This is a genomic window from Paracoccus spongiarum (assembly GCF_030732095.1).
Classification (GTDB): domain Bacteria; phylum Pseudomonadota; class Alphaproteobacteria; order Rhodobacterales; family Rhodobacteraceae; genus Paracoccus; species Paracoccus spongiarum.
The window spans coordinates 51581-73076 of record NZ_JAVAMQ010000012.1; the positions used below are offsets into that span (position 1 = coordinate 51581).

The 21496-nt window shown below is 68.8% G+C and carries 21 protein-coding genes; 12 read left to right on the forward strand and 9 right to left on the reverse strand.

Features of this window, described 5'->3' with window-relative positions; translation table 11 throughout:
- Window positions 1-41 precede the first annotated feature (41 nt).
- Entirely contained in the window at window positions 42-1181 is a 1140-nt protein-coding gene (locus tag Q5Y72_RS13525; RefSeq protein ID WP_305963954.1) for a DUF6456 domain-containing protein, read from the reverse strand.
- Between the two features lie 217 nt (window positions 1182-1398).
- On the opposite strand from Q5Y72_RS13525, the gene Q5Y72_RS13530 reads away from it, so the two are divergent.
- A complete protein-coding gene (locus tag Q5Y72_RS13530) occupies window positions 1399-1815 on the forward strand; it encodes a DUF6477 family protein (RefSeq protein WP_305963955.1) in 417 nt (138 codons plus the stop codon).
- Here the strand turns inward: Q5Y72_RS13530 and Q5Y72_RS13535 are convergent.
- On the reverse strand, window positions 1778-3358 hold the full coding sequence (locus Q5Y72_RS13535; RefSeq protein WP_305963956.1) for a helicase HerA-like domain-containing protein: 1581 nt from the start codon (window positions 3356-3358) through the stop codon (window positions 1778-1780). The genes Q5Y72_RS13530 and Q5Y72_RS13535 overlap by 38 nt on opposite strands.
- A 535-nt stretch (window positions 3359-3893) precedes the next feature.
- Here Q5Y72_RS13535 and Q5Y72_RS13540 point away from each other — a divergent pair.
- Window positions 3894-4646 carry an invasion associated locus B family protein gene (locus Q5Y72_RS13540; RefSeq protein WP_305963957.1) on the forward strand — a complete coding sequence of 251 codons (753 nt, stop codon included), beginning with the start codon at window positions 3894-3896 and terminating at the stop codon, window positions 4644-4646.
- A 78-nt stretch (window positions 4647-4724) separates the two neighbouring features.
- On the opposite strand, the gene Q5Y72_RS13545 is transcribed toward Q5Y72_RS13540, so the two are convergent.
- Genes Q5Y72_RS13545 through Q5Y72_RS13560 form a run of 4 tightly spaced genes read right to left on the reverse strand, consistent with a single transcriptional unit; the run spans window position 4725 to window position 9060 of the window.
- Window positions 4725-5969 (reverse strand): beta-ketoacyl-[acyl-carrier-protein] synthase family protein, encoded by a 1245-nt coding sequence (locus Q5Y72_RS13545; RefSeq protein WP_305964006.1) that lies wholly within the window; start codon window positions 5967-5969, stop codon window positions 4725-4727.
- Between the two features lie 50 nt (window positions 5970-6019).
- Complete coding sequence (locus Q5Y72_RS13550; RefSeq protein WP_305963958.1) at window positions 6020-6286, reverse strand: acyl carrier protein; 267 nt, start codon at window positions 6284-6286, stop codon at window positions 6020-6022.
- A gap of 12 nt (window positions 6287-6298) precedes the next feature.
- A complete protein-coding gene (locus tag Q5Y72_RS13555) occupies window positions 6299-7402 on the reverse strand; it encodes a UDP-3-O-(3-hydroxymyristoyl)glucosamine N-acyltransferase (protein ID WP_305963959.1) in 1104 nt (367 codons plus the stop codon).
- Between the two features lie 23 nt (window positions 7403-7425).
- Entirely contained in the window at window positions 7426-9060 is a 1635-nt protein-coding gene (locus Q5Y72_RS13560; protein ID WP_305963960.1) for a L,D-transpeptidase family protein, read from the reverse strand.
- 300 nt (window positions 9061-9360) lie between these two features.
- On the opposite strand from Q5Y72_RS13560, the gene mepK reads away from it, so the two are divergent.
- Window positions 9361-9921, forward strand: coding sequence for a peptidoglycan L,D-endopeptidase MepK (mepK, locus tag Q5Y72_RS13565; RefSeq protein ID WP_305963961.1), 561 nt, complete (start codon window positions 9361-9363; stop codon window positions 9919-9921).
- Between the two features lie 205 nt (window positions 9922-10126).
- On the forward strand, window positions 10127-10717 hold the full coding sequence (locus Q5Y72_RS13570; protein WP_305963962.1) for a TetR/AcrR family transcriptional regulator: 591 nt from the start codon (window positions 10127-10129) through the stop codon (window positions 10715-10717).
- Between the two features lie 6 nt (window positions 10718-10723).
- Here Q5Y72_RS13570 and Q5Y72_RS13575 read toward each other — a convergent pair whose 3' ends face one another.
- Window positions 10724-11353, reverse strand: coding sequence for a TetR family transcriptional regulator C-terminal domain-containing protein (locus Q5Y72_RS13575; protein WP_305963963.1), 630 nt, complete (start codon window positions 11351-11353; stop codon window positions 10724-10726).
- Between the two features lie 143 nt (window positions 11354-11496).
- Here Q5Y72_RS13575 and aptA point away from each other — a divergent pair, with 143 nt between their 5' ends.
- From aptA to Q5Y72_RS13610, 7 genes are all read left to right on the forward strand, one after another.
- On the forward strand, window positions 11497-12822 hold the full coding sequence (gene aptA / locus Q5Y72_RS13580) for an omega-aminotransferase AptA (RefSeq protein ID WP_305963964.1): 1326 nt from the start codon (window positions 11497-11499) through the stop codon (window positions 12820-12822).
- Between the two features lie 71 nt (window positions 12823-12893).
- A complete protein-coding gene (locus tag Q5Y72_RS13585; protein ID WP_305963965.1) occupies window positions 12894-14156 on the forward strand; it encodes a Zn-dependent hydrolase in 1263 nt (420 codons plus the stop codon).
- Window positions 14157-14225: 69 nt separating this feature from the next.
- Entirely contained in the window at window positions 14226-15677 is a 1452-nt protein-coding gene (hydA, locus tag Q5Y72_RS13590) for a dihydropyrimidinase (protein WP_305963966.1), read from the forward strand.
- A gap of 3 nt (window positions 15678-15680) precedes the next feature.
- Window positions 15681-16460, forward strand: a complete 780-nt coding sequence (locus tag Q5Y72_RS13595; protein ID WP_305963967.1) for an ABC transporter ATP-binding protein — start codon at window positions 15681-15683, stop codon at window positions 16458-16460.
- The gene (locus Q5Y72_RS13600; RefSeq protein WP_305963968.1) at window positions 16453-17367 is read left to right on the forward strand and encodes an ABC transporter permease; all 915 of its coding nucleotides are present in this window, start codon (window positions 16453-16455) and stop codon (window positions 17365-17367) included. Before Q5Y72_RS13595 ends, Q5Y72_RS13600 begins: the two co-directional genes overlap by 8 nt.
- The gene (locus Q5Y72_RS13605) at window positions 17364-18206 is read left to right on the forward strand and encodes an ABC transporter permease (RefSeq protein WP_305963969.1); all 843 of its coding nucleotides are present in this window, start codon (window positions 17364-17366) and stop codon (window positions 18204-18206) included. The genes Q5Y72_RS13600 and Q5Y72_RS13605 overlap by 4 nt, the downstream gene beginning before the upstream one ends.
- A gap of 21 nt (window positions 18207-18227) precedes the next feature.
- Window positions 18228-19214, forward strand: coding sequence for an ABC transporter substrate-binding protein (locus Q5Y72_RS13610; protein ID WP_305963970.1), 987 nt, complete (start codon window positions 18228-18230; stop codon window positions 19212-19214).
- A gap of 115 nt (window positions 19215-19329) precedes the next feature.
- Here Q5Y72_RS13610 and Q5Y72_RS13615 read toward each other — a convergent pair whose 3' ends face one another.
- Both Q5Y72_RS13615 and Q5Y72_RS13620 read right to left on the reverse strand, forming a co-directional pair.
- On the reverse strand, window positions 19330-19719 hold the full coding sequence (locus Q5Y72_RS13615; protein ID WP_305963971.1) for a hypothetical protein: 390 nt from the start codon (window positions 19717-19719) through the stop codon (window positions 19330-19332).
- Window positions 19720-19941: 222 nt separating this feature from the next.
- Window positions 19942-20997, reverse strand: a complete 1056-nt coding sequence (locus tag Q5Y72_RS13620; protein ID WP_305963972.1) for a hypothetical protein — start codon at window positions 20995-20997, stop codon at window positions 19942-19944.
- 136 nt (window positions 20998-21133) lie between these two features.
- On the opposite strand from Q5Y72_RS13620, the gene Q5Y72_RS13625 reads away from it, so the two are divergent.
- Complete coding sequence (locus tag Q5Y72_RS13625) at window positions 21134-21481, forward strand: PepSY domain-containing protein (RefSeq protein ID WP_305963973.1); 348 nt, start codon at window positions 21134-21136, stop codon at window positions 21479-21481.
- Window positions 21482-21496 lie beyond the last annotated feature (15 nt).

The window sequence follows — 21496 nt, forward strand, 5'->3', positions numbered from 1 at the left end:
ATGGCACGCATGCGCAGGTCGGCGTCCCGCACTTCGGCGCCTCAGCCGATCAGCCGCGAGCCGCCGCCATAGACTTCCTGGTAATGCCGTTCCAGCCGCATCAGGGCGAGGCGCAGGACGATCTTGCCCGACCGTGCCGACCAGCCCAGGCGCCGCTCGGTCGTCTCGATGCCCTCCAGAAAGCAGCAGACCCGCAGCACGATGTCGCCCATCCCCGGGCCCAGGTCGCGCAGCGCCACGGCCACGCGGTCGCGCGCCGTTTCCGAGCCGCCGCGATAGCCGCCGCCCTGCCGGCTGACATCGATGCCCGCCGTCATGAACCCGTCCCAGTTCTGGGTGACGCGCGGCCCCATCTGCGCCAGTTCGAAATCCTCGCGCAGCCGTTCGCCCGCTGCGACCATGCCCTGCGTCAGGAACGGCTGGCCGTTCGCGTCGCGCCGCCGCGCCAGGATCAGCAGCGGGCTTTCGGCGATGTTGACGCGCGCGGTGCGGCGCTGCCCGTCCTCGGGATCCTCGATGCTGCGATCCTGCCAGACGCGATGCCGCGCGGCGTGATCGAAGGCCGCGGCGGCCTCGGCCATCCCCGTCTCGGGCGATCCGGTCACCGGCTCGGCATCGCTGAAATCGCCGGGACCGGGCACAGCGCCGGACTGGCGCATCGCGCCCAGCATCTCGCGCAGTGCGTCGCGTCCGGCGCTGGCAATCGTATAGCGTTGCAGCCGCCCGCCCCGCCCGACCTGCACCACCCAGCCCCGCAGCGCCATCGTCTCGGCCAGGCTGCGGTCCAGCACCGCGGTGCGGATGTCGTCGCGGCTGACGATCGCCTTGTCCATGCCCTCGGCCGTGGCCAGGACCGCGCCCGGCTCGGCCAGGCGCCGCAGCACGCGCAGCGCGGCGCGATCCTGTTCGTCGGGCGCAGGCCGGGCGCGCGCCGACAGCGCCCCGTCGATCAGCGGATCGTCGCGCCGCGCCTCGAAACGGCGGATGCGGCGCAGGATGGTCGAGGCGTGGCAGCCGGCCTCGCGCGCCAGAGCACGGATCGTCTCGCCATCCTCGACATGGCGCAGATAAAGCCGCGCATCATCGGGAAGATCGCCGCGCGTCGGGCCGTGGCAGGCGGCGTGTGAACGGTAATCCGCGCCTTTCGCCCCGATTGCGAAATCACCGGTCAGTATGGTCATGTCAGGTCCCTTGTCATCCTCGGGCAGCCTGGCAGACGACCACCCTGGGTTGTGTTGCGCCCTGTGAAAAACAGGCTGATTTCTGCACATAGCCGCAACATTCACTAACAAACCCTAAAGATGCGTAGTGTCAGCGCGCGCTGCTGTCAGGGTCTTGGCAACGCACGTTAAGGTTGTGTGAAGCTGCGCAAATCGACTGCCAGAAGGATCAACTGCCATGACCGCGATGCCGAATGTGATTGCCTTCCGCCCCCGCCCCGTCCGCTCGGGTCTGCGCCGTCCGGCCGTGCTGATCCGCGCCGCGCGGGAAGGCCAGGCCGGCTGGAGGCGCGACCGCGACCTGCCCCGCCTGCTGCACAGCGACCGGTGCCCGGCCCCGGGCGCCGCCCTGCCCCGCCTGCGTGCGGAAGAGGCGATGCTGAACGACGCCCGGACCGAGCGCGCCGCCGATTACGACATGCGCCGCCATGTGCTGCTGATGATCGCGATCCTGGCCGAGATGCGCGCCGCCGTCGCCGCCGCGCCGCAGCCGGTGCCCGAGGCCGGCGCGGTGGCAGGCGCGGCCGAACGGATCGCCCGCGCCGCGGGATCGGCGCTCAGCGGCCTCGGAACAGCGATCCCAGCACACCCCTGACCAGCGCCTGGCCCGAGCGGGTGCCCAACTGCCGCGCGAGGCTTTTGCCGAAGGTCTCGGCGATGCTGTCGCCACGCGATGACCCGCCGCCGCTGCGCCGAGGCGTTGCGGCCTCGCGGGGCGGCTGATAGCGGCGCGCATTGCGATATTCCTCGCGGCCCAGATCGAACAGCCCGTCATCGGCCTTGGCCCTGGCCTCTGCCTCGGCGCTGGCCCGCGCGGCTTCCTCGGCCCGCTTCGCCAGGATCTCCTGCGCCGAGTCGCGTTCAAGGCGGGCGCCGTATTTCAGCCCCATCGGCGAGGCGTTCATCGTCTCGGCCCGTTCGGCGGCGCTGACCGGCCCCATCCGGCTGAAGGGCGGCCGGATCAGGGTACGCTGCGCGATGCCCGGCACCCCCTTCGCCTCCAGCAGCGATGTCACCGCCTCGCCGGTGCCGACGGACTGGATCGCCTCGGCAATGTCGAAGTCGGGGTTCGGGCGATAATTCTGCGCGGCCAGCCGCAGCGCCTTCTGGTCCTTGGCCGTGAACGCGCGCAGCGCGTGTTGGGCGCGGTTGCCCAGCTGGCCCAGCACGTCCTCGGGGATGTCGGCGGGGTTCTGGCTGATGAACCAGACGCTGACCCCCTTCGAGCGGATCAGCCGGGCGACCTGCTCGACCTTGTCCACCAGCGCCTTGGGCGCGTCGGCGAACAGCAGGTGCGATTCGTCGAAGAAGAAGGCGATCCGCGGCCGGTCGGGATCGCCGACCTCGGGCAGCTGCTCGAACAGTTCCGACAGAAGCCACAGCAGAAAGGTGGCGTAAAGCCGCGGCGATTGCATCAGCCGGTCCGCAGCAAGGATGTTGATCACCCCCTTGCCCGAGGCATCCTGCCGCAGGATGTCCGACAGCTGCAACGCGGGTTCACCGAAGAGGTTCTGGCCGCCCTGGTTTTCCAGCACCAGCAGGGCGCGCTGGATCGCCCCGACGCTGGCGGTGCTGACATTGCCGTATTCCAGCGACAGCTGGGTGGCGCTCTGGCCGACCCAGACCAGCATCGCCTGAAGATCCTTCAGGTCCAGCAGCGCAAGGCCCTGTTCGTCGGCTACCCGGAAGGCGATGTTCATCACGCCTTCCTGCACATCGGTCAGCCCCAGCAGCCGCGACAGCAGCAGCGGCCCCATCTCGGCGGGAGTTGTTCTGACCGGGTGGCCCTGTTCGCCCCAGACATCCCAGAATGTGACAGGGAACCCCTGATAGTCCAGGTCGATGCCGATCTGCCGCGCGCGGGTCAGAAACGCCTCGTGCGGCTTTGCCTCGGCAGAGCCGGGTCGCGACAGCCCTGCCAGATCCCCCTTCACATCCGAAAGGAACACCGGCACTCCGGCCATCGACAGCCCCTCGGCCAGCGTCTGCAGGGTGACGGTCTTGCCGGTGCCGGTCGCCCCGGCGATCATCCCGTGCCGATTGGCGTATTTCAGCAGCAGGGTCTGGGCGGCCGCATGATCCGGCCCGCCGCCGCCCACGAAGATGGTTCCCGCCTGCTGATCCAGCACTTCCGCCATTCCACCGCCTCCGCCTGCCGAATTTGACCGCAGGCCCCGGGCCCGCACGCTTGGACAATACAAAGTTAAGGAATTTGTGCCAGTATGGGAATCGTCCGGGGTCATTGCCGTGGACCCGGACCTTCCTCCCTGTTGGACTGCCGCGCCTTCGGGCGCGGCCTTTTTTTGTGATGAAACCTGTCTGATTGGACTGTTGACGGATCACGGCGGCGCGACTAGCGTGCAGCCAATGATGACCGGCCAGTCCGGCAGGGAGTAAACGCCCTTGGCGTTATGGGCCGTGGATCAAACCGCGGCCCATTTGCATGTCCGGCCCGCACGACATCCGACGGGCCCTCGTTTCGCATTATCCTACCCCACCGCGCCACCCTGGCAAGTGTGGAACTCCCTACCTGCCGGGCACCGCGATGCTGTTGCGGCGGCGGGCCCTCCGGACGGTCAAGGCTTGGTGAAGCGGCGCGAGGTGGTTGCGGACTGACAAAGCCCGCAAGACATGCTAGGCGGCCAGAAAGCATCGAGCAAAGGGAAGACTTACATGCCGATCAAACCTTCGCAGGCCATGCTGGCCGCGCTGGCGCTGATGGCCGCGCCGGCCTTCGCGCAGGACACCGCGCCCGCCGCCGGAACGCCCTCCGACAGCGGCGCCGCGACGCCTGCCGAGGCGCCCGCAGCCGCCCCGGCCGCCCCGGCACCGGCCGCCGAGGCCGCCCCCGCGGCCGAGGCGACGCCAGCCGCCCCCGCCGAAGATGCGGCAGCCCCGCAGGAACCGGCCGCCGAGGCCGCGGCGCCGCAGGAGCCCGCGGTCGGCAGCTATTACGTCAAGTCGACCCAGCAGGACTGGACGGTGCGCTGCATCAAGTCCGACCAGCCGAAGGATCCGTGCGAGCTGTATCAGCTGATGAAGGATGGCGAGGGCAATTCGGTCGCCGAACTGACCCTGATCCCGCTGCAGAACGGCAATGTCGCCGCCGGTGCGACGCTGGTTGCGCCGCTTGAGACCGACCTGATCGAGGGGCTGGCCTTCAAGGTCGACAGCGGAAAGGTGCAGGCCTATCCCTTCAGCTTCTGCGCGCCGGTCGGCTGCGTGTCGCGGATGGGCTTCACCTCGGCCGAGCTGGCCGCGCTGAAGCGCGGCAACAAGGCCACCGTGTCGCTGCGGCCCTTCGGCGGCGACCCGAAGAATCCCGTCAGCCTCGATCTGTCGCTGTCGGGCTTCACCGCCGCCTTCGACGAACTCGCCAGCTATGCGGCCGCCCAGCCGGACGCCGCGGAACCGGCCAGCGAATGATCCGCAGCCCGGACTGATCCGGCAGCACGATGCCGCGCCCCCGACCCGGAGGGCGCGGCGTCCGTTACATCGGCCGCATCAAACGCGGCGCAGCGCGATCACGGCGTTCAGCCCGCCAAAGGCGAAGGCGTTCGACAGCACCACATCGACCTGCGCCTCGCGGGCCTCGTTCGGCACCACGTCCAGCGCACATTCGGGATCGGGTTCCTGATAGCCGATCGTGGGCGCAATGACGCCATCGCGCAGCGCCATGATGCAGGCCAGCAGTTCCACTGCCCCCGTGCCGCCGATCAGATGGCCATGCATCGATTTGGTGGACGAGATCATCAGCCGGTCGGCGTGATGGCCGAAGGCATGGGCGACGGCGGCACATTCGGTCTTGTCATTCGCGGCCGTGCCGGTGCCGTGGGCGTTGATATAGCCCACCGCCTCGGGGTTCAGCCCGCCATCGCGCAGCGCGCCGGTGATCGCCCGCTCGGCGCCCTGCGCCGAGGGCATCACGATGTCCTGCGCGTCCGAAGACATGGCGAAGCCCACCACCTCGGCCAGGATCTCGGCGCCGCGCGCGCGGGCATGGTCGAAATCCTCGAAGACGAACACGCCGGCGCCCTCGCCCTGCACCATGCCGTTGCGGTTGCCGCTGAAGGGGCGGCAGGCATCCTTCGACATGACGCGCAGCCCTTCCCAGGCCTTGACGCCGCCAAAGCACAGCATCGCCTCGGAGCCGCCGGTCAGCATCACCTGCGCCGCGCCCGACCGCACCATCTGGAAGGCCAGCCCCATCGCGTGGTTGGAACTGGCGCAGGCGGTGGCCACGGTGAAGGCGGGGCCGCGCAGCCCGAATTCCATGCTGACATGGCTGGCGGCGGCGTTGTTCATCAGCTTGGGCACGACGAAGGGGTGAACCCGGTTCTTTCCCTCTTCGTAGACGGCGCGGTAATTCTCGTCCCAGGTGTTCAGCCCGCCCCCGGCGGTGCCCAGCACGACGCCCGCCGACAGGCCCAGCACGCCCTCGAAGCACAGGCCGGACTGCGCCACCGCCTGCTTGGCGGCCAGCAGGGTGAACTGGGTGAACTTGTCGTAAAGCAGGATCTGCTGGCGGTTGAAATGATCCTCGGCGCGCCAGTCATGGACCTGCGCGCCGATCTGGATCGACAACCGGTCCACGTCGCGGAAATCCAGCTGGGTGATCCCGCAGCGCCCCTCGCGAAAGGCCGCCATCGTCGAGGCGACGTCATGGCCAAGTGCGTTGATCGTGCCGGCGCCGGTGATCGCCACGCGGCGCGGACCATGCCGCGGGGGCGTGACGGAGGCGGCCGCCATGGTCGCATCGGACAGTGCGCGGGCGGCCTTCTTGCCGGATTTCTTGGGACTCATGCCGCCTTCAGGGACACCAGGCGTTCGACCGCCGCGATGATCGTGCCCATGTTGGTGATGTCGAAGTCCGATTTCTCGGGCTCGTTCGCGTTGAAGGGGATGGCGATGTCGAATTCCTCTTCCAGCGCGAAGATCGATTCGACCAGGCCGAGGCTGTCGATGCCCAGGTCCGCGGGGGTTGCATGGTCGTCGATCTGGTCGGGTTCCAGCATCGCCTGTTCGGCGATGATCGCCCGGATGCGTGATCTGATGGTGTCGGTCATGTGGCCTCCTGCTCAGCCCTTTTCCAACAGGCGTGTAACAGTTTCCTGAAGCTTGGACAGCTGTTGCGCGAAACGTGGCAGCCGCCGCATCGCCTTCTGGATCTCCATCTGCGTCTCCATCCTGACGGCTGGGTTGCCAAGGATCACCCGGCCCGACGGGACCCGGCTGAAAATCTTCGTGGCACCGCCGGCGATCACGTCGTCGCCGATCTCGATATTGTCCGAAACGCCGACCTGCCCGGCCAGCACGACCCGGTCGCCGATCCGCGACGATCCCGCGATGCCGACCAGCCCGCACAGCAGGCAGTCGCGGCCGACCGTGACATTGTGTCCGACCTGAACGAGGTTGTCTATCTTGGTGCCCGCCCCGATGCGCGTCGCGCGGATGGTGCCGCGATCGACGGTCGCATTGGCGCCGATCTCGACATCATCGCCGATCTCGACACCGCCAAGCGAATGGATGCGGGTCCAGTGCTGCTGGCGGATCGCCTCGCGTGCGCCCAGGGTGCGGCGGATCTCCTCGATGCCGGACTCTTCGGGCGTGACGAAGGAAAAGCCGTCGCCGCCGACGGAGGCCCCCGGCTGCAGGATCAGCCGGTCGCCCGCGCTGACGCCATGGGCAATGCGCGCGCCGGCATGGATCAGCGCCTCGCGGCCCAAGGCGCTGTCGCGGCCGATCGACACATGCGGGCCGATCCGGGCGCCCGCCCCGATGCGCACCCGCGCACCGATGACGACGAACGGTCCGATCGCGGCGCCCTCGCCGATCACGGCCGAGGGATCGATGATCGCGGTCGGGTGGATACCCGGCGCGATGTCGGGGCCGGCATCGAAAGCCCGTGTCAGCCCGGCCATCATCAGCCGGGGGCGCGGCGCGAAGATCGCGGCCTTCAGCCCGTAGGCCTCGGGGTCCATTCCTTCCGCAAGGATCGCCATGCTGCCGGGTTGCAGCGCCTCGGCATAGCGCGGCGCCATCGCCATGGCGATGATCCCGCCCCCGTCCGATGCGGGGCCGGCTGCGGCGGGCTCGGCCGCGCCGGTGACGCACAGCGAGGCATCGCCCCAAAGCCGCGCATCAAGCGCCCGCGCCAATTCGCCGATCGTGACAGATTTCATCGCACCCTCTTTCGAGAGGCGATTTAATCCTTTCCGCCGCCCAGTTCCAGCCCAACCGCCGCCAGCTGCCGCCACAACGCCGCATCGCGACCATAGATGTCGTCATGGAAGCGGATCTGGCCGGTCTCGTCCGGGAAGGCCGTGAAGTAGACCAGATGCACCGGCAGCTTCGGGGTGAGGGCCAGCCAGGTCTCGCGCCCGCCGGACAGGGCGCGCTGGAACATCGCGCGCGGATCGTCGCTTTGCTGCGACAGGATCTCGGCGGCAAGGTCGAAAGGATCGCCGACCCGCACGCAGCCATGCGAATAGGCGCGCACACGGTTGCCGAACAGATGCTTGGTCGGCGTGTCGTGCAGGTAGATGTTCCACGGGTTGGGGAAGATGAACTTCACCAGGCCCAAGGCGTTGTCGTCGCTTGGCTTCTGCTGCATCCGGTAGGGAAAGCTGGCTGCCGTATAGCGCGAGAAGTCGATGCTGGCGCGCGGCACCACGCGCCCCCTGCTGTCGATGATGTCGAGATGCGAGACCGCGTTGCGGTTGGCCTTCAGGAGCGGCAGATATTCCTTGACGGTGATCGAGCGCGGCACGTTCCAGCGCGGGTTGACCACCAGATGCTCCATCTGGTCCGAGAATTCGGGCGTCTGCAGGTCGCCCGCGGTCTTGCCCACGACCACCCGCGTGTCGAAGACCTGCTGTCCGCCGTCGAAGATGCGGGCGCGGAATTCGGGGATGTTGACCCAGATGTGGCGGGCCTGAAGATCCTCGCCGCCCATCCAGCGCATCCGTTCCAGCGCCACCGCGATCATCCGGCTGCGACGGTCGTCCCGCCCGGCCTCGTCGCCGTTCAGCCGACGGATGGTCTGCGGGCCGGCGACGCCATCGGCGGGCAGCCCGGCGGCGGCCTGGTAGCGGGCCACCGCCTCTGACAGCGCGGCATCATAATCGCCCGGGTCGGCGGCGGGCGCATCGAAGCCGATCGCGGCAAGCCGCTGGCGCAGGGGCACGACGCCCGCGCCCGCCATGCCGACGCGCCAGAGGGCCTCGGGCGCGCGGGGCAGATGGGCGGGCACGGTCAGGCCGGCATCCCCCGACAGGGCTTTCTGCAGGGCAAGGTAGGCCGGGTGACGCGGCGCCATGCCGGCCAGATAGGCGGCGGGATCGGCGGCGTCCAGAAAGCCGCGGATCAGATCGGCCGCCGGAGGGCGCTGCACCTGCCGGTGGATCTGCGGGGCCACGTCCTGCGGCCGGATCATCCCGCCGGTCATGTCGCGCAGGTAGCGCAGAAGGACCCGCGCATGCAGCAGTTCGGCCTCAAGCCCCTGCCCCGCGCGGGCCAGTTCGTCGGGCTGATAGCGAGCTGCGGGAATAGCGTGGCGCGGCGCCTCGGCACCGATTCCCCGCAGCGCGGCGCGCAGCGGCTCCGCCTGCGGACCCTGGAAAACCGGTCGCAGCCCGTTGCCGCCATAGAAGGCGGCGAGGTCGGGGCTGTCCGCGACCGCCTCGGCCAGCAGCATTTCGGCGGCACTGAAATGCAACTGTGGCGCGAGTGCCGCACCCGCAGCACGTCCTGCGGGACCGAATGTCTGGCCCGTCGCAGACAGCGGGATCACGCTGGCAAGACCCAGGGCGAACAGGGCGAACAAAGAGATGCGGCGCATCGGAACCTCATAAAACCAAGCGAATGATGCCATGATCGCGCGCACCGCGCCAGAAGACCCCGAAAATTCGAGCCATTCCCGAGGCCCTCCGTGGCGGTCGCGCAACATCCGCGAGACCATTTTGACACAACCTCCTGTCTCGGCAAGATTCTGCCTATGGTGGTAAAAATCGGCGCAACGGCAAGGAATCTGTTTCTGCGCACGCGAAGTTTTGACATATTGTTAGCAAGTTGGGGATAAACCTCGACGATACCGCAGAAGAACGCGGCTTACAGAACGAAGCAGGACAGGCGATCTGACATGACATTGGACCTTTTCTCGCGTCGCGGCGTGCTCGGCGTGTTTGCGGCGACCTCCGTGGCTGCGGCCCCGGTGATGGCGAACGCATTCGGCTTTCTTCGGGGCGCAGGGGACATGCGCCGGATCCGGATGTATTCCGGGCGGACCGGCGAAAGCCTCGACACCGTCTACTGGGTCGACGGCAAGTATGTTCGCGAGGCGCTGAACGAGATCAACATCTTCATGCGCGACTGGCGGACCGGGACCGCGATCGGCATCGACCCGCGGGCCATCGACGTGGCGGCGGCCTCGCACCGTTTGCTGCAGACGAACGAACCCTACATGATGCTGTCGGGCTATCGCTCGCCGCAGACCAACGCGATGCTGCGTCGCAGCTCGGCCGGGGTGGCGCGCAACTCGCTGCACATGGTCGGCAAGGCGGCGGACCTGCGGCTGAAGTCGCGCTCGGTCGGACAGATGTACCAGGCGGCGGTGGCCTGCAAGGCCGGCGGCGTCGGGCGCTATTCGCGGTCGAACTTCGTGCATATGGATTGCGGGCCGCTGCGCACCTGGGGCGCCTGATCCCGACCAGCCCGGCGCTCATGCACAGTGACACCATCCGCCCTGTCCTGCGCGGATGGTGTCACTGCGCATGTCGCGGCCATCGGTCTGCCGCACCCGCGGTCCCGTTCCGGACCGGCGACGCGACGCGGCGGCTTGACGCTGGCCGCGCATTCCTGAACCCTGCCGGGCAGCACGGAACGCATGCAGATCGGACGCCCGCCAGATGAGCCCCAATACCACCCGCCGCATCCGGACGGCCCGCAAGATCCAGGCCACCGCCGTCGATCTGGCCGCGCGCCATGGCCTTGCCAATGTCACCATCGACGAGATCGCGCGCGATGCCGGCATAAGCACGCGCACCTTCTTCAACTACTACCCCTACAAGGAAGCCGCGCTGATGGGTCCGCCGCCGGATTATCCCGTCGAGGCCTCCGAGCGCTTCGTGACGGGCACCGGGCCGCTGATCCGCGATCTGGAACGGCTGATCGCCGCGCATCTGTCGCGCTACCTGTCCGATCGCGAGATGGTCGGCCATATCCACCGCCTCGCCGCCACCGATCCCAAGGTCTCGGCGCTCTACAGCAGTTCGGTCCTGGCCCGGCGCGCGCAGATGCGCGAATTGCTGGGCCGGCGGATGCCCGCGACCGACCGCCGCCTGATCGAGATCCTGGCCGCTGCCATCGTCGGTGCGACCAATGCCGCGACCACCGAATGGATCAGCAGCGGCCGCGACGATTTCGTTGCCATCGCCCATGAACATCTGGCGCTGATCCTGCCCGCCGCCGGGCTGCTGTCTGCCGAGCCGTCCGGCTAGGCCGGCTCAGCGGCCCGCCTCGACCTCCAGCATCCGGCGAAACAGGTTCTCGAGGTAGATCTCGGCCTCGGCATAGGGGTCGTGGCCCGGCCCCAGCACGGCGCGGACCTGAACCTCGAAATCGGCATAATGCTGGGTCAGGGCCCAGATCGAGAAGATGAGGTGGCGCGGATCGACCGGCGCCAGCCGCCCCTCGTCGATCCAGCGGGCCAGGATCGCCACCGTCTGGTCGACCAGCTCGCGCAGCCGCCCGCCCAGGATCTCGCTGAGATGCGGGGCGCCCTGCAGCACCTCATAGGCGAACAGCCGGCTTTCGCGGGGATAGTCGCGCGACATCTGCAGCTTCGTCGAGACATATCGCAGCACCTCGTCCAGCGGCTCGCCCTCGGGGTCGATGCCCAGCATCGGCGCCAGCCACAGGTCCAGCAGCGTGGTCAGCAGCGTCTTGTGGATCTCGTCTTTCGAGCCGAAATAATACAGTACGTTCGGCTTGGACAGCCCGGCCGCCTCGGCAATCTGGTCGATGGTCGCGCCCCGGAAGCCATTGGCCGAAAACGCCCCCAGCGCGCCTTCCAGGATCAGTTCGCGGTTCTTCTGCTGGATCCGCGTCATCTGCGGCTGATTCTCGTCTGTCATCGCTCATCCTGCTCTGGCATGATCCTTTTCTGGGCAGACGGGCCGGATTTGTCACGCGCTGGTTTTGGGCGCTTGACTGAACACCGGCGCGTGCTAGCCTTGATCCTGACCTTTTGGTCAATATTTCCTGAGGTTATACCGCCATGCCGCTTGACCGAAAATCCGCCCCCAACGACCTGCGCGCCTTCTGGATGCCCTTCACGTCCAACCGGCAGTTCAAGTCCGCCCCGCGGATGCTGGTCGCGGCGAAGGACATGCACTATACCACTGCCGACGGCCGGCATATCCTTGACGGCACGGCCGGGCTGTGGTGCTGCAATGCCGGGCACGGCCGGCCCCGGATCACCGCGGCGGTGCAGGCCCAGGTGGCCGAGATGGACTATGCCCCGGCCTTCCAGATGGGCCACCCGCTGGCTTTCGAACTGGCCAACCGCATTGTCGACATCGCCCCCGACGGCATCGAGCACGTGTTCTACTGCAACTCGGGCAGCGAGGCCGTGGACACCGCGCTGAAGATCGCGCTGGCCTGGCACCGCGCCCGTGGCGAGGGCGCGCGCACCCGCCTGATCGGACGCGAGCGCGGCTATCACGGCGTGGGCTTCGGCGGCATCTCGGTCGGCGGCATCGTGAACAACCGCCGCTTCTTCGGCAGCCTGCTGGCCGGGGTCGATCACCTGCCGCACACGCATCTGCCGCAGAATGCCTTCACGAAAGGCCAGCCGGACCATGGCGCCGACCTCGCCGACGAGCTGGAGCGGATCGTGGCCCTGCACGGCGCCGAGACCATCGCCGCCGTCATCGTCGAGCCGATGGCCGGATCGACCGGCGTTCTGCTGCCGCCCAAGGGCTATCTGCAGCGCCTGCGCGAGATCACCCGCAAGCACGGCATCCTGCTGATCTTTGACGAGGTCATCACCGGCTTCGGCCGGCTGGGAAGCCCCTTCGCGGCGCAGCATTTCGACGTGATGCCCGACATGATCACCTGCGCCAAGGGCCTGACCAACGGGGTGATCCCGATGGGCGCGGTGCTGACCACCGCGGCGATCCATGACGCCTTCATGCAGGGCCCCGAACACGTGATCGAGCTGTTCCACGGCTATACCTATTCCGGAAATCCGGTCGCCTGCGCCGCCGGCCTCGCGACGCTTGATACCTACGCCGAAGAGGGGCTGCTGACCCGCGCCGGCGATCTCGAGGCGCATTGGCAAGAGGCGCTGCACGGGCTGCGCGGCCTGCCGCATGTGCTTGATGTGCGCAACATGGGGCTGATCGGCGCGGTCGAACTGGCCCCCATGGAGGGCCAGCCCGGCAAGCGCGCCTTCGAGGCGTTCCTGCGCGCCTACGAGGCCGGGATCCTGATCCGCGTGACCGGTGACATCATCGCCATGTCGCCGCCGCTGATCATCTCGACCGCGCAGATCGACGAGCTGATCGGCACGCTTGCCGAGGTGCTGACCGCACTGGACTGACCCGGCGCCACCACCCATCCCGCCGACCCCGCAGCGCAGAAGGCCGGGCGGCCAGACAGGAAGGACCGACGATGACCGAAGCCCCGGCGGCGCTGGCCGCCAACATGAAGGTCGATGGCGCGCGGCTGTGGGACAGCCTGATGCGGATGGCGCGGATCGGGCCGGGGGTGGCGGGCGGCAACAACCGGCAGACCCTGACCGATGCCGATGCCGAGGGCCGGGCGCTGTTCCGCGACTGGTGCCTCGAGGCCGGGATGCGCATGGGGCTGGACCGGATGGGCAACATGTTCATGCGCCACGAGGGCGCCGAGCCCGATCTGGACCCGGTCTATATCGGCAGCCATCTGGATACCCAGCCGACCGGCGGCAAGTATGATGGCGTGCTGGGCGTGCTGTCGGGCCTCGAGGTCGTGCGCTCGATCCGCGACATGGGGATCACCACCCGCAGGCCCATTGTCGTGGTGAACTGGACGAACGAGGAAGGCACGCGGTTTGCGCCCGCCATGCTGGCCTCGGGCGTGTTTGCCGGGGTCCACTCCGAGGATTACGCCAACAGCCGCGAGGATGCCGATGGCCGCCGCTTCGGCGATGAACTGGACCGCATCGGCTGGCGCGGCGACGAGGGTGTGGGCGGCCGTCCGATCCATGCGATGTTCGAATATCACATCGAGCAGGGCCCGATCCTCGAGGCCGAGGGCAGGCAGATCGGCGTCGTCACGCATGGCCAGGGGCTGTGGTGGCTGCAGGTGACGCTGACCGGCAAGGACGCGCATACCGGCAGCACGCCGATGGCGATGCGGGTGAACGCCGGGCTGGGCATGGCGCGGATCATCGAGGCCGTGCATCGCATCGCCATGGATCACCAGCCCGACGCGGTGGGCGCGGTGGGCCAGGCGAATGTCTGGCCGAACAGCCGCAACGTGATCCCCGGAAAGGCCGTGTTCACCATCGACTTCCGCAGTCCCGACCGCGACAAGCTGACCTCGATGCGGTCGAGGATCGAGGCGGAGGCCGCTGATATCGCGCACGATCTCGGCCTTGGCATCGCGATCGAGCCGGTCGGGCATTTCGATCCGGTGACCTTCGACCCGACCCTCGTGGGCATGGTCCGCGAGGCCGCCGGCAGGCTGGGTTACAGCCATATGGACATCGTGTCGGGCGCGGGCCACGACGCCTGCTGGATCAACCGCGTCGCGCCGACCGTGATGATCATGTGCCCCTGCGTGGACGGGCTGAGCCACAACGAGGCCGAGGAGATCAGCCCGGACTGGGCGCAGGCGGGGGCCGACGTGCTGCTGCATGCGGTGCTGGAGGCGGCGGAGATTGTCCGCTGAGGCGGACGGTGGCCGGGGGCGCTGCCCCCGGACCCCCGGGATATTTCGACACAGGAGATGAGGGCTGCCATGAGCACGGTGATCAGGAACGGAACCATCGTCACCGCGGATCTGAGCTACAGGGCCGATCTGCTGGTCGAGGGCGGCAGGATCGCGGCCATCGGGCAGGGGCTGACGGGTGATACGGTGCTGGACGCGAGCGGCTGCCTGGTCATGCCGGGCGGGATCGACCCGCATACCCATCTGGAAATGCCCTTCATGGGCACCTATTCCGCCGATGATTTCGACAGCGGCACCCGGGCGGCGCTGGCCGGGGGGACCACGATGGTGGTCGATTTCGCCCTGCCCTCCCCGGGCCAGGGGCTGCTGGACGCGCTTCGGATGTGGGACAACAAGTCGGGCCGCGCGCATTGCGACTACAGTTTTCACATGGCCATCACCTGGTGGGACCAGCAGGTGTTCGACGAGATGCAGGCGGTGGTGGACCGGGGCATCACCAGCTTCAAGCACTTCATGGCCTACAAGGGCGCGCTGATGGTCAATGATGACGAGCTGTTCGCGTCGTTCCGCCGGGTGGGCGATCTGGGTGGCATCGCGATGGTGCATGCCGAGAATGGCGATGTGGTGGCGGAGCTGTCGGCGCGGCTGCTGGCCGAGGGCAATACCGGCCCCGAGGCCCATGCCTATTCCCGCCCCCCGCAGGTCGAGGGCGAGGCCACCAACCGCGCGATCATGGTGGCCGACATGGCCGGTGTGCCGCTGTATGTGGTGCATGTCAGCTGCGAGGACAGCCACGAGGCGATCCGCCGGGCGCGGTCGCAGGGCAAGCGCGTCTGGGGCGAGCCGCTGATCCAGCACCTGACGCTGGACGACAGCGAGTATGCGCACCCCGACTGGGATCATGCCGCCCGCAGGGTGATGTCTCCGCCGTTTCGCAACAGGTTGCATCAGGACAGCCTGTGGGCGGGGCTGCAATCGGGCAGCCTGTCGGTGGTGGCGACCGATCACTGCGCCTTCACCACCGATCAGAAGCGCACCGGAATGGGCGATTTCACCAAGATCCCGAACGGCACCGGCGGTCTGGAGGACCGGATGCCGATGCTGTGGACGCACGGGGTCGGCACCGGCCGGCTGACGCCGAACGAGTTCGTCGCCGTCACCTCGACCAATGTCGCCAAGATCCTTGGGATGTATCCGCGGAAGGGTGCGGTGCTGGTGGGCAGCGATGCCGATCTGGTGGTCTGGGACCCCGAGGCCGAAAAGACGATCAGCGCCGGCAGCCAGCAATCGGCGATCGACTACAACGTGTTCGAGGGGCAGAAGGTCCGCGGCCTGCCGCGATACGTGCTGACGCGCGGGGTGGTGGCGGTGGCCGAGGGCCGTCTGGACAGTCGCGAGGGCCACGGCGAGTTCGTCCCCCGCGAGCCGCGCGGCACGGTCAACCGGGCGCTGTCGCAATGGAAGGAACTGACCGCGCCGCGGCCGGTGGAGCGGTCGGGCATCCCGGCGACGGGGGTCTGAGGCTTGGGCGAGGCGGTGATCGAGGCCCGGAAGGTCGGCCTGACCTTCCAGACCGCCGATGGTCCGGTCCATGCGCTGAAGGATGTCGATCTGAGGATCGGGCGGGGCGAGTTCGTCAGCTTCATCGGGCCTTCGGGCTGCGGCAAGACGACCTTCCTGCGCACCATCGCTGCTCTGGAGACGCCGACCGCCGGGGTGCTGAGCGTGAACGGCATGACGCCGGATGCGGCGCGGCGGGCGCGGGCCTATGGCTATGTGTTCCAGGCGCCGGGCCTCTATCCCTGGCGGACCATCGCCGGCAATGTCAGCCTGCCGCTGGAGATCATGGGCTTTCCCCGCCCCGAGCGGCAGCGGCGCATTGCCGAGGTCCTGGAACTCGTCGATCTGTCCGGGTTCGGCGGCCGCTTCCCGTGGCAATTGTCGGGCGGCATGCAGCAGCGCGCCAGCATCGCCCGCGCCCTGGCCTTCGATGCCGACATCCTGCTGATGGACGAGCCCTTCGGCGCGCTGGACGAGATCGTGCGCGACCGGCTGAACGAGGCGTTGCTGGCGCTGTGGGCCAAGACCGGCAAGACCATCGGCTTTGTAACCCATTCGATTCCCGAGGCGGTCTATCTGTCCACCCGGATCGTGGTGATGTCGCCGCGTCCGGGCCGGATCACCCGGGTGGTCGACAGCCCCCTGCCCCGCGACCGACCGCTGGAGATCCGCGACAGCCCCGATTTCATCGCGCTGGCGCATGAGGTGCGCGAGGCCCTGCGCGAGGGGCATGGCGATGACTGAGCCGGCGGCCGGGCCCGCCCGCAGCGCCCGGAACGGGCTGACCGCGGGGCGCAGCCTGCCGGTGCTGGCGGTGCTGACGGCGATCCTTGCGATCTGGTATGTCGCGGCGGTGGGAATGAACGCGGCCTGGGTCCGCGACCAGGCGGCGCGGGCCGACACGGTGCTGAGCACGGGCGAACTGGTCCGCCAGACCCTGACGCTGGACCGCCCGGTGCTGCCCGCTCCGCATCAGGTGGCGGCGGGCTTGTGGGAGGGGATCGCCGGGCAGAGGATCACCTCGAAGCGCAGCCTGGTCTGGCATGGCTGGATCACCCTGTCGGCGACGCTGGCGGGATTTGCGATCGGCAGCCTTGCGGGCATCCTGCTGGCGGTCGGGATCGTGCATGACCGGGCGATGGACCGCTCGGTCATGCCCTGGGCGGTGGCCAGCCAGACGGTGCCGATCCTGGCCATCGCGCCGATGGTCATCGTGGTCTTTGCCAGCGCCGGGATCACCGGGCTGATCCCCAAGGCGATCATCGCGGCCTGGCTGTCCTTCTTTCCGGTGCTGGTCGGCATGGTCAAGGGGCTGCGGACCCCGGATGCGATGCAGATGGATCTGATGCGCAGCTGGAACGCCTCGGCGGGGCAGCTTTTCTGGCGGCTGAGGCTGCCCAGTTCGATGCCCTACCTGTTCGCCAGCCTGAAGGTCGCGGTGGCCGCCGCGCTGGTCGGCACCATCGTCGGCGAACTGCCCGCCGGGGCCAGCGCGGGCCTGGGCGCGCGGCTGCTGTCGGGCAGCTATTACGGCCAGACCGTGCAGATCTGGGCGGCGCTGTTCGCGGCCGCGGCGCTGGCCGCCGGGCTGGTCATGCTGATCGGCCTGATCGAGAGGCTGACCCTGCGGCGCATGGGCCTTGCGCGATGACCCTTGCGGCGATCCTTGTGGTCTGGCTTGGCGGATGGGCGCTGAACCTGTGGCTGTCGCGCCGCGACAGCCGCGCCAGCCGCATCCTCGTGCCGCTGATCTTCGGCGCCACGCTGCTGATCCTGTGGGAGATGATCGTCAGGCTGTACGCGGTGCCCAGCGTGATCCTGCCCGCACCCAGCCAGATCGGCGCCAGCTTTGCCGCCAACCTGCCGATCCTGTGGACCGACTTCGTTCAGACGATCCTGCGCGGCGCCCTGGGCGGCTGGCTGATCGGAGCGGCCGCCGCGGTGCTGACCGCGATCGCCATCGACCGCAGCCCGTTCCTGCAACGCGGCCTGCTGCCGATCGGCAATTTCGTGGCCGCCCTGCCGATCGTCGGCATCGCGCCGATCCTGGTGATGTGGTTCGGCTTCGACTGGCACTCCAAGGCCGCCGTCGTCGTGGTGATGGTGTTCTTCCCGATCCTCGTGAACATGGTCGCGGGGCTGGCCGCCACCGATCCCATGCAGCGCGACCTGATGGCCACATGGGCCGCGCCCTATGGCGCCAGCCTGTGGAAGATGCGCCTGCCCGCCGCCATGCCCTTCCTGTTCAACGGGCTGAAGATCACCACCACGCTGGCGCTGATCGGCGCGATCGTTGCGGAATTCTTCGGCAGCCCGACCCGCGGCATGGGGTTCCGCATCTCGACCGCCGTGGGCCGGCTGGACCTGCCGCTGGTCTGGGCTGAAATCCTTGTGGCGGCGATGGCCGGATCGCTGTTCTATGGCATTGTCGCGCTGATCGAGAAGAAGGTGACCTTCTGGCACCCGTCGCAGCGCAACCACCAGGGCTGAGGCCCCCAACAGGAGAGTGACATGAAACATCTGATGCTGACGGCGGCGGGCCTTGCGCTGATGGCGGGCGGCGCGCAGGCCGCGGACGACCTGACGCTGCAACTGAAATGGGTCACGCAGGCACAGTTCGCGGGCTATTACGTTGCCAAGGACAAGGGCTTCTACGACGAAGAGGACCTGAACGTCACCATCAAGGCCGGCGGTCCCGACATCGCGCCGACGCAGGTGCTGGCCGGGGGCGGCGCCGATGTGATCGTCGAATGGATGCCCGCCGCACTGGCCGCGCGCGAAAAGGGCCTGCCGCTGGTGAACATCGCGCAGCCCTTCAAATCCTCGGGGATGATGCTGACCTGCCTGAAGGAATCGGGCATCGCGGATCCCGGGACCGATTTCGCGGGCAAGACGCTGGGCGTCTGGTTCTCGGGCAACGAATATCCTTTCCTGAGCTGGATGAGCACGCTTGGCCTCTCGACCGAGGGCGGCGAGGGCGGCGTGACGGTGCTGAAACAGGGCTTCAACGTCGATCCGCTGCTGCAGAAGCAGGCGGCCTGCATCAGCACCATGACCTACAACGAGTACTGGCAGGTGATCGATGCGGGGCTGTCCGAGGACGACCTCGTGACCTTCAAATACGAGGATCAGGGCGTCGCCACGCTGGAGGACGGGCTTTACACCCTTGAATCCACGCTGGAGGATTCCGCGAAGGTGGACGCGCTGGTGCGCTTTGTGCGGGCCAGCATAAAGGGCTGGAAATACGCCGAGGAGAACCCCGAGGAAGCCGCCCAGATCGTCATCGACAATGACGAGACCGGCGCCCAGACCATCGAGCATCAGACCCGCATGATGTCGGAAATTGCCAAGCTGACGGCGGGATCCGACGGGACGCTGGACGAGGCCGACTATCAGCGCACGGTGGACATCCTGATGGCAGGCGGCTCGGACCCGGTGATCTCTGCCGCGCCCGAGGGCGCCTTCAGCCACGTCATCACCGAGCGCGCCTTCGACTGAGCCATCCCGGCACGATGCCGCGCCGCCGCTCGCGCGGCGCGGTCTTCGTCTTTGCCGGCGCGCGGGGGATGGGGTCCGGCGGCACTGCATGACGACGACCCCGCCCCCCGCGACGTCACAGCCTGATCGAGGTTGCCCAGGGCGTCGCCTTTGGCAGCGTCATGGCCGCCGCCCCGGTGATCCCGCTGGCCCATCCGGGGCTGGCCGTGCTGACTCCTGCGCGGGGGGCCGGGGCTTCGGGCCGGTGTTCGTCGTGGTCAGCCCGGCCCCCCGCCTGCCGGGCTGGCGCCGCCTGGCCCCGGCCTTCGTCCTCAAGCGCGTTGTCGGGGTGGCGCTGCCGTGGAGGCTGCCGGCGCGGCTGCAGCCGGGCCTGATCCATCCCGGCGCCGGGGCGATGCTGGTCGGCTGCATGACCGGGGCGGCGCTGCTGGCGCGGTGTCGCCACCGCGCGTCGCGGCATCGGCATCGGCACTGGCACCGTCGGGCTGCCTGTGCAGGACGCCACGGGCTTTCGCGCGGGCCGGGTCCGGTTGATCGTCGATGCGGCGCTGTTTCCGGCGGCGCGTGCGCTTCCGCGCGACCCGGTCAGCCTCGGCCGGAGCGTTCCGGGCGCGCCGATCCTGACGCTGACCATCGCCGTCAACCATCGCCGCGACCGCGATCTGGTCCAGGTGTCCGGGGCGCGTGCCGATCCGGCGCGCGCCCCGGTGCCGTCATGGGCGACGCCTCAGCGGGCGGTCTCGCGGACCAGTTCGCCGGTCGGGTCAAGCTCCAGCGTGACCGCCTCGCCCTGCGGATTGGTCGCCTCGATCAGGCTGCGCGGGCCGTCGGCGCGCAGGAAGCCGAACTGGCCATAGCCCGCATCGGCCAGCCGCTGCTGGACCGCGACGGGATCGAAGGCGGGGGCGGCCGCCCGATCGGGCATTCCGCGACCCGGACCGTCCCCCCTCGGACCATCGCCGCCGGGCCCCTTGCCCTCGCGCCACTCGCCGCGCGGGCCGTGACCGTCACGCCGATGCTCGCCGCCGCGCATTTCGTGCCCACGCGGGCCGCCGCGCATGTCGTCGCCGCGCGGGCCGCGGCGGTCGTCATCGGCACGGCCGAAACGCATCACCCGGCCCTCGGCATCGACGGCCGCGCGCATGTCCTCGCCGGCGCTGTCCTCGCCCTCGACCATGAAGACGCCGCGGCGCAGCTGGATCTCGTCGAGGCGGTCGAACTGCGACAGGATCTGCGAATCGCGGACGGCGGGCGGCAGCAGCGCCGCGATCACCGTGTCGGGAATGGCACCGTCATCGGCCTCGAAGCCGACAAGCGCGTTCCGGCCGTCGAAGCGGGCCTTGATCTCGTCGCCGCCCTGCGCGTCACCCTTGACCTCGACCTGTTCGGGCCGCCGCTTCACCTCGTCGATCCGGGTGAACAGCGCCATCGCCTCGTGCTGGCGGGCGGCCTCGGGCAGCATCGCCTCGATCAGCGATTGCGGCAGCGCGCCATCCTCGGCCTCGGCCTCGAAAAGCTCCCCGCGCGGACCGACCGTGGCCTCGATCTTGACATCGTCGGCGGTGCGGCCCTCGACCTCGCGGAAGCCGCCGCGCCGGGTCTCGATCTCGAGGCCCTGAAGGTCCAGGGCGGCCAGCGCCTCGGGCAGCGCGTCGGGGGATGCCTGCGCCGCGGGGGCTGCCTGCGTGGCGGGGGCGTCGGCCGGAGCCTGGGCCAGCGCGGTGCCGCCAAGCCCGGCGATCAGCGCAAGGATGGCGGCGGAGGTGGTCAGTCTGACAGTCATCGCGTCTTTCCTTTCATTCCATCGGGTGCCGGCCCTTGCCGCACCCGGACGAATCAGGTTCTACCGCACGCCTCCCCAACCAAAGGCCAACATCCCGTTTGGCTGCCGTTTGGGTTTCGGCCATTATGGTGGCGACATGCGCGCCCTGCCCTGCACCCTGATCGCCGCCCTTCTCGCCGCCGCGCCCGTGGCGGCGCAGGCGCCCGCACCCGCCGGCCCCCCGGCACCCCCGCCGATCGCGCAGTTCCGGCCGCTGCCCTTCCACGAGATTGCCGAGAGGGTCGCGGATCGCTACGCCGGCAGGATGGTCGCGGCCGAGACGCTGCCGCCCCGGCCCGCCGAGCGCGATCTGGGGGCGGAACTTGTCTACGAGTTCCGCCTTGTCACGCCGCAGGGCAACCTGCTGAAACTGCGCATCGACGCGCGCGACGGACGCTTTCTCGAAGTGGCGGGGCGCGGGCAGTTGCAGGCGCTGCGCCGCTAGGACGGAAAGGGACGG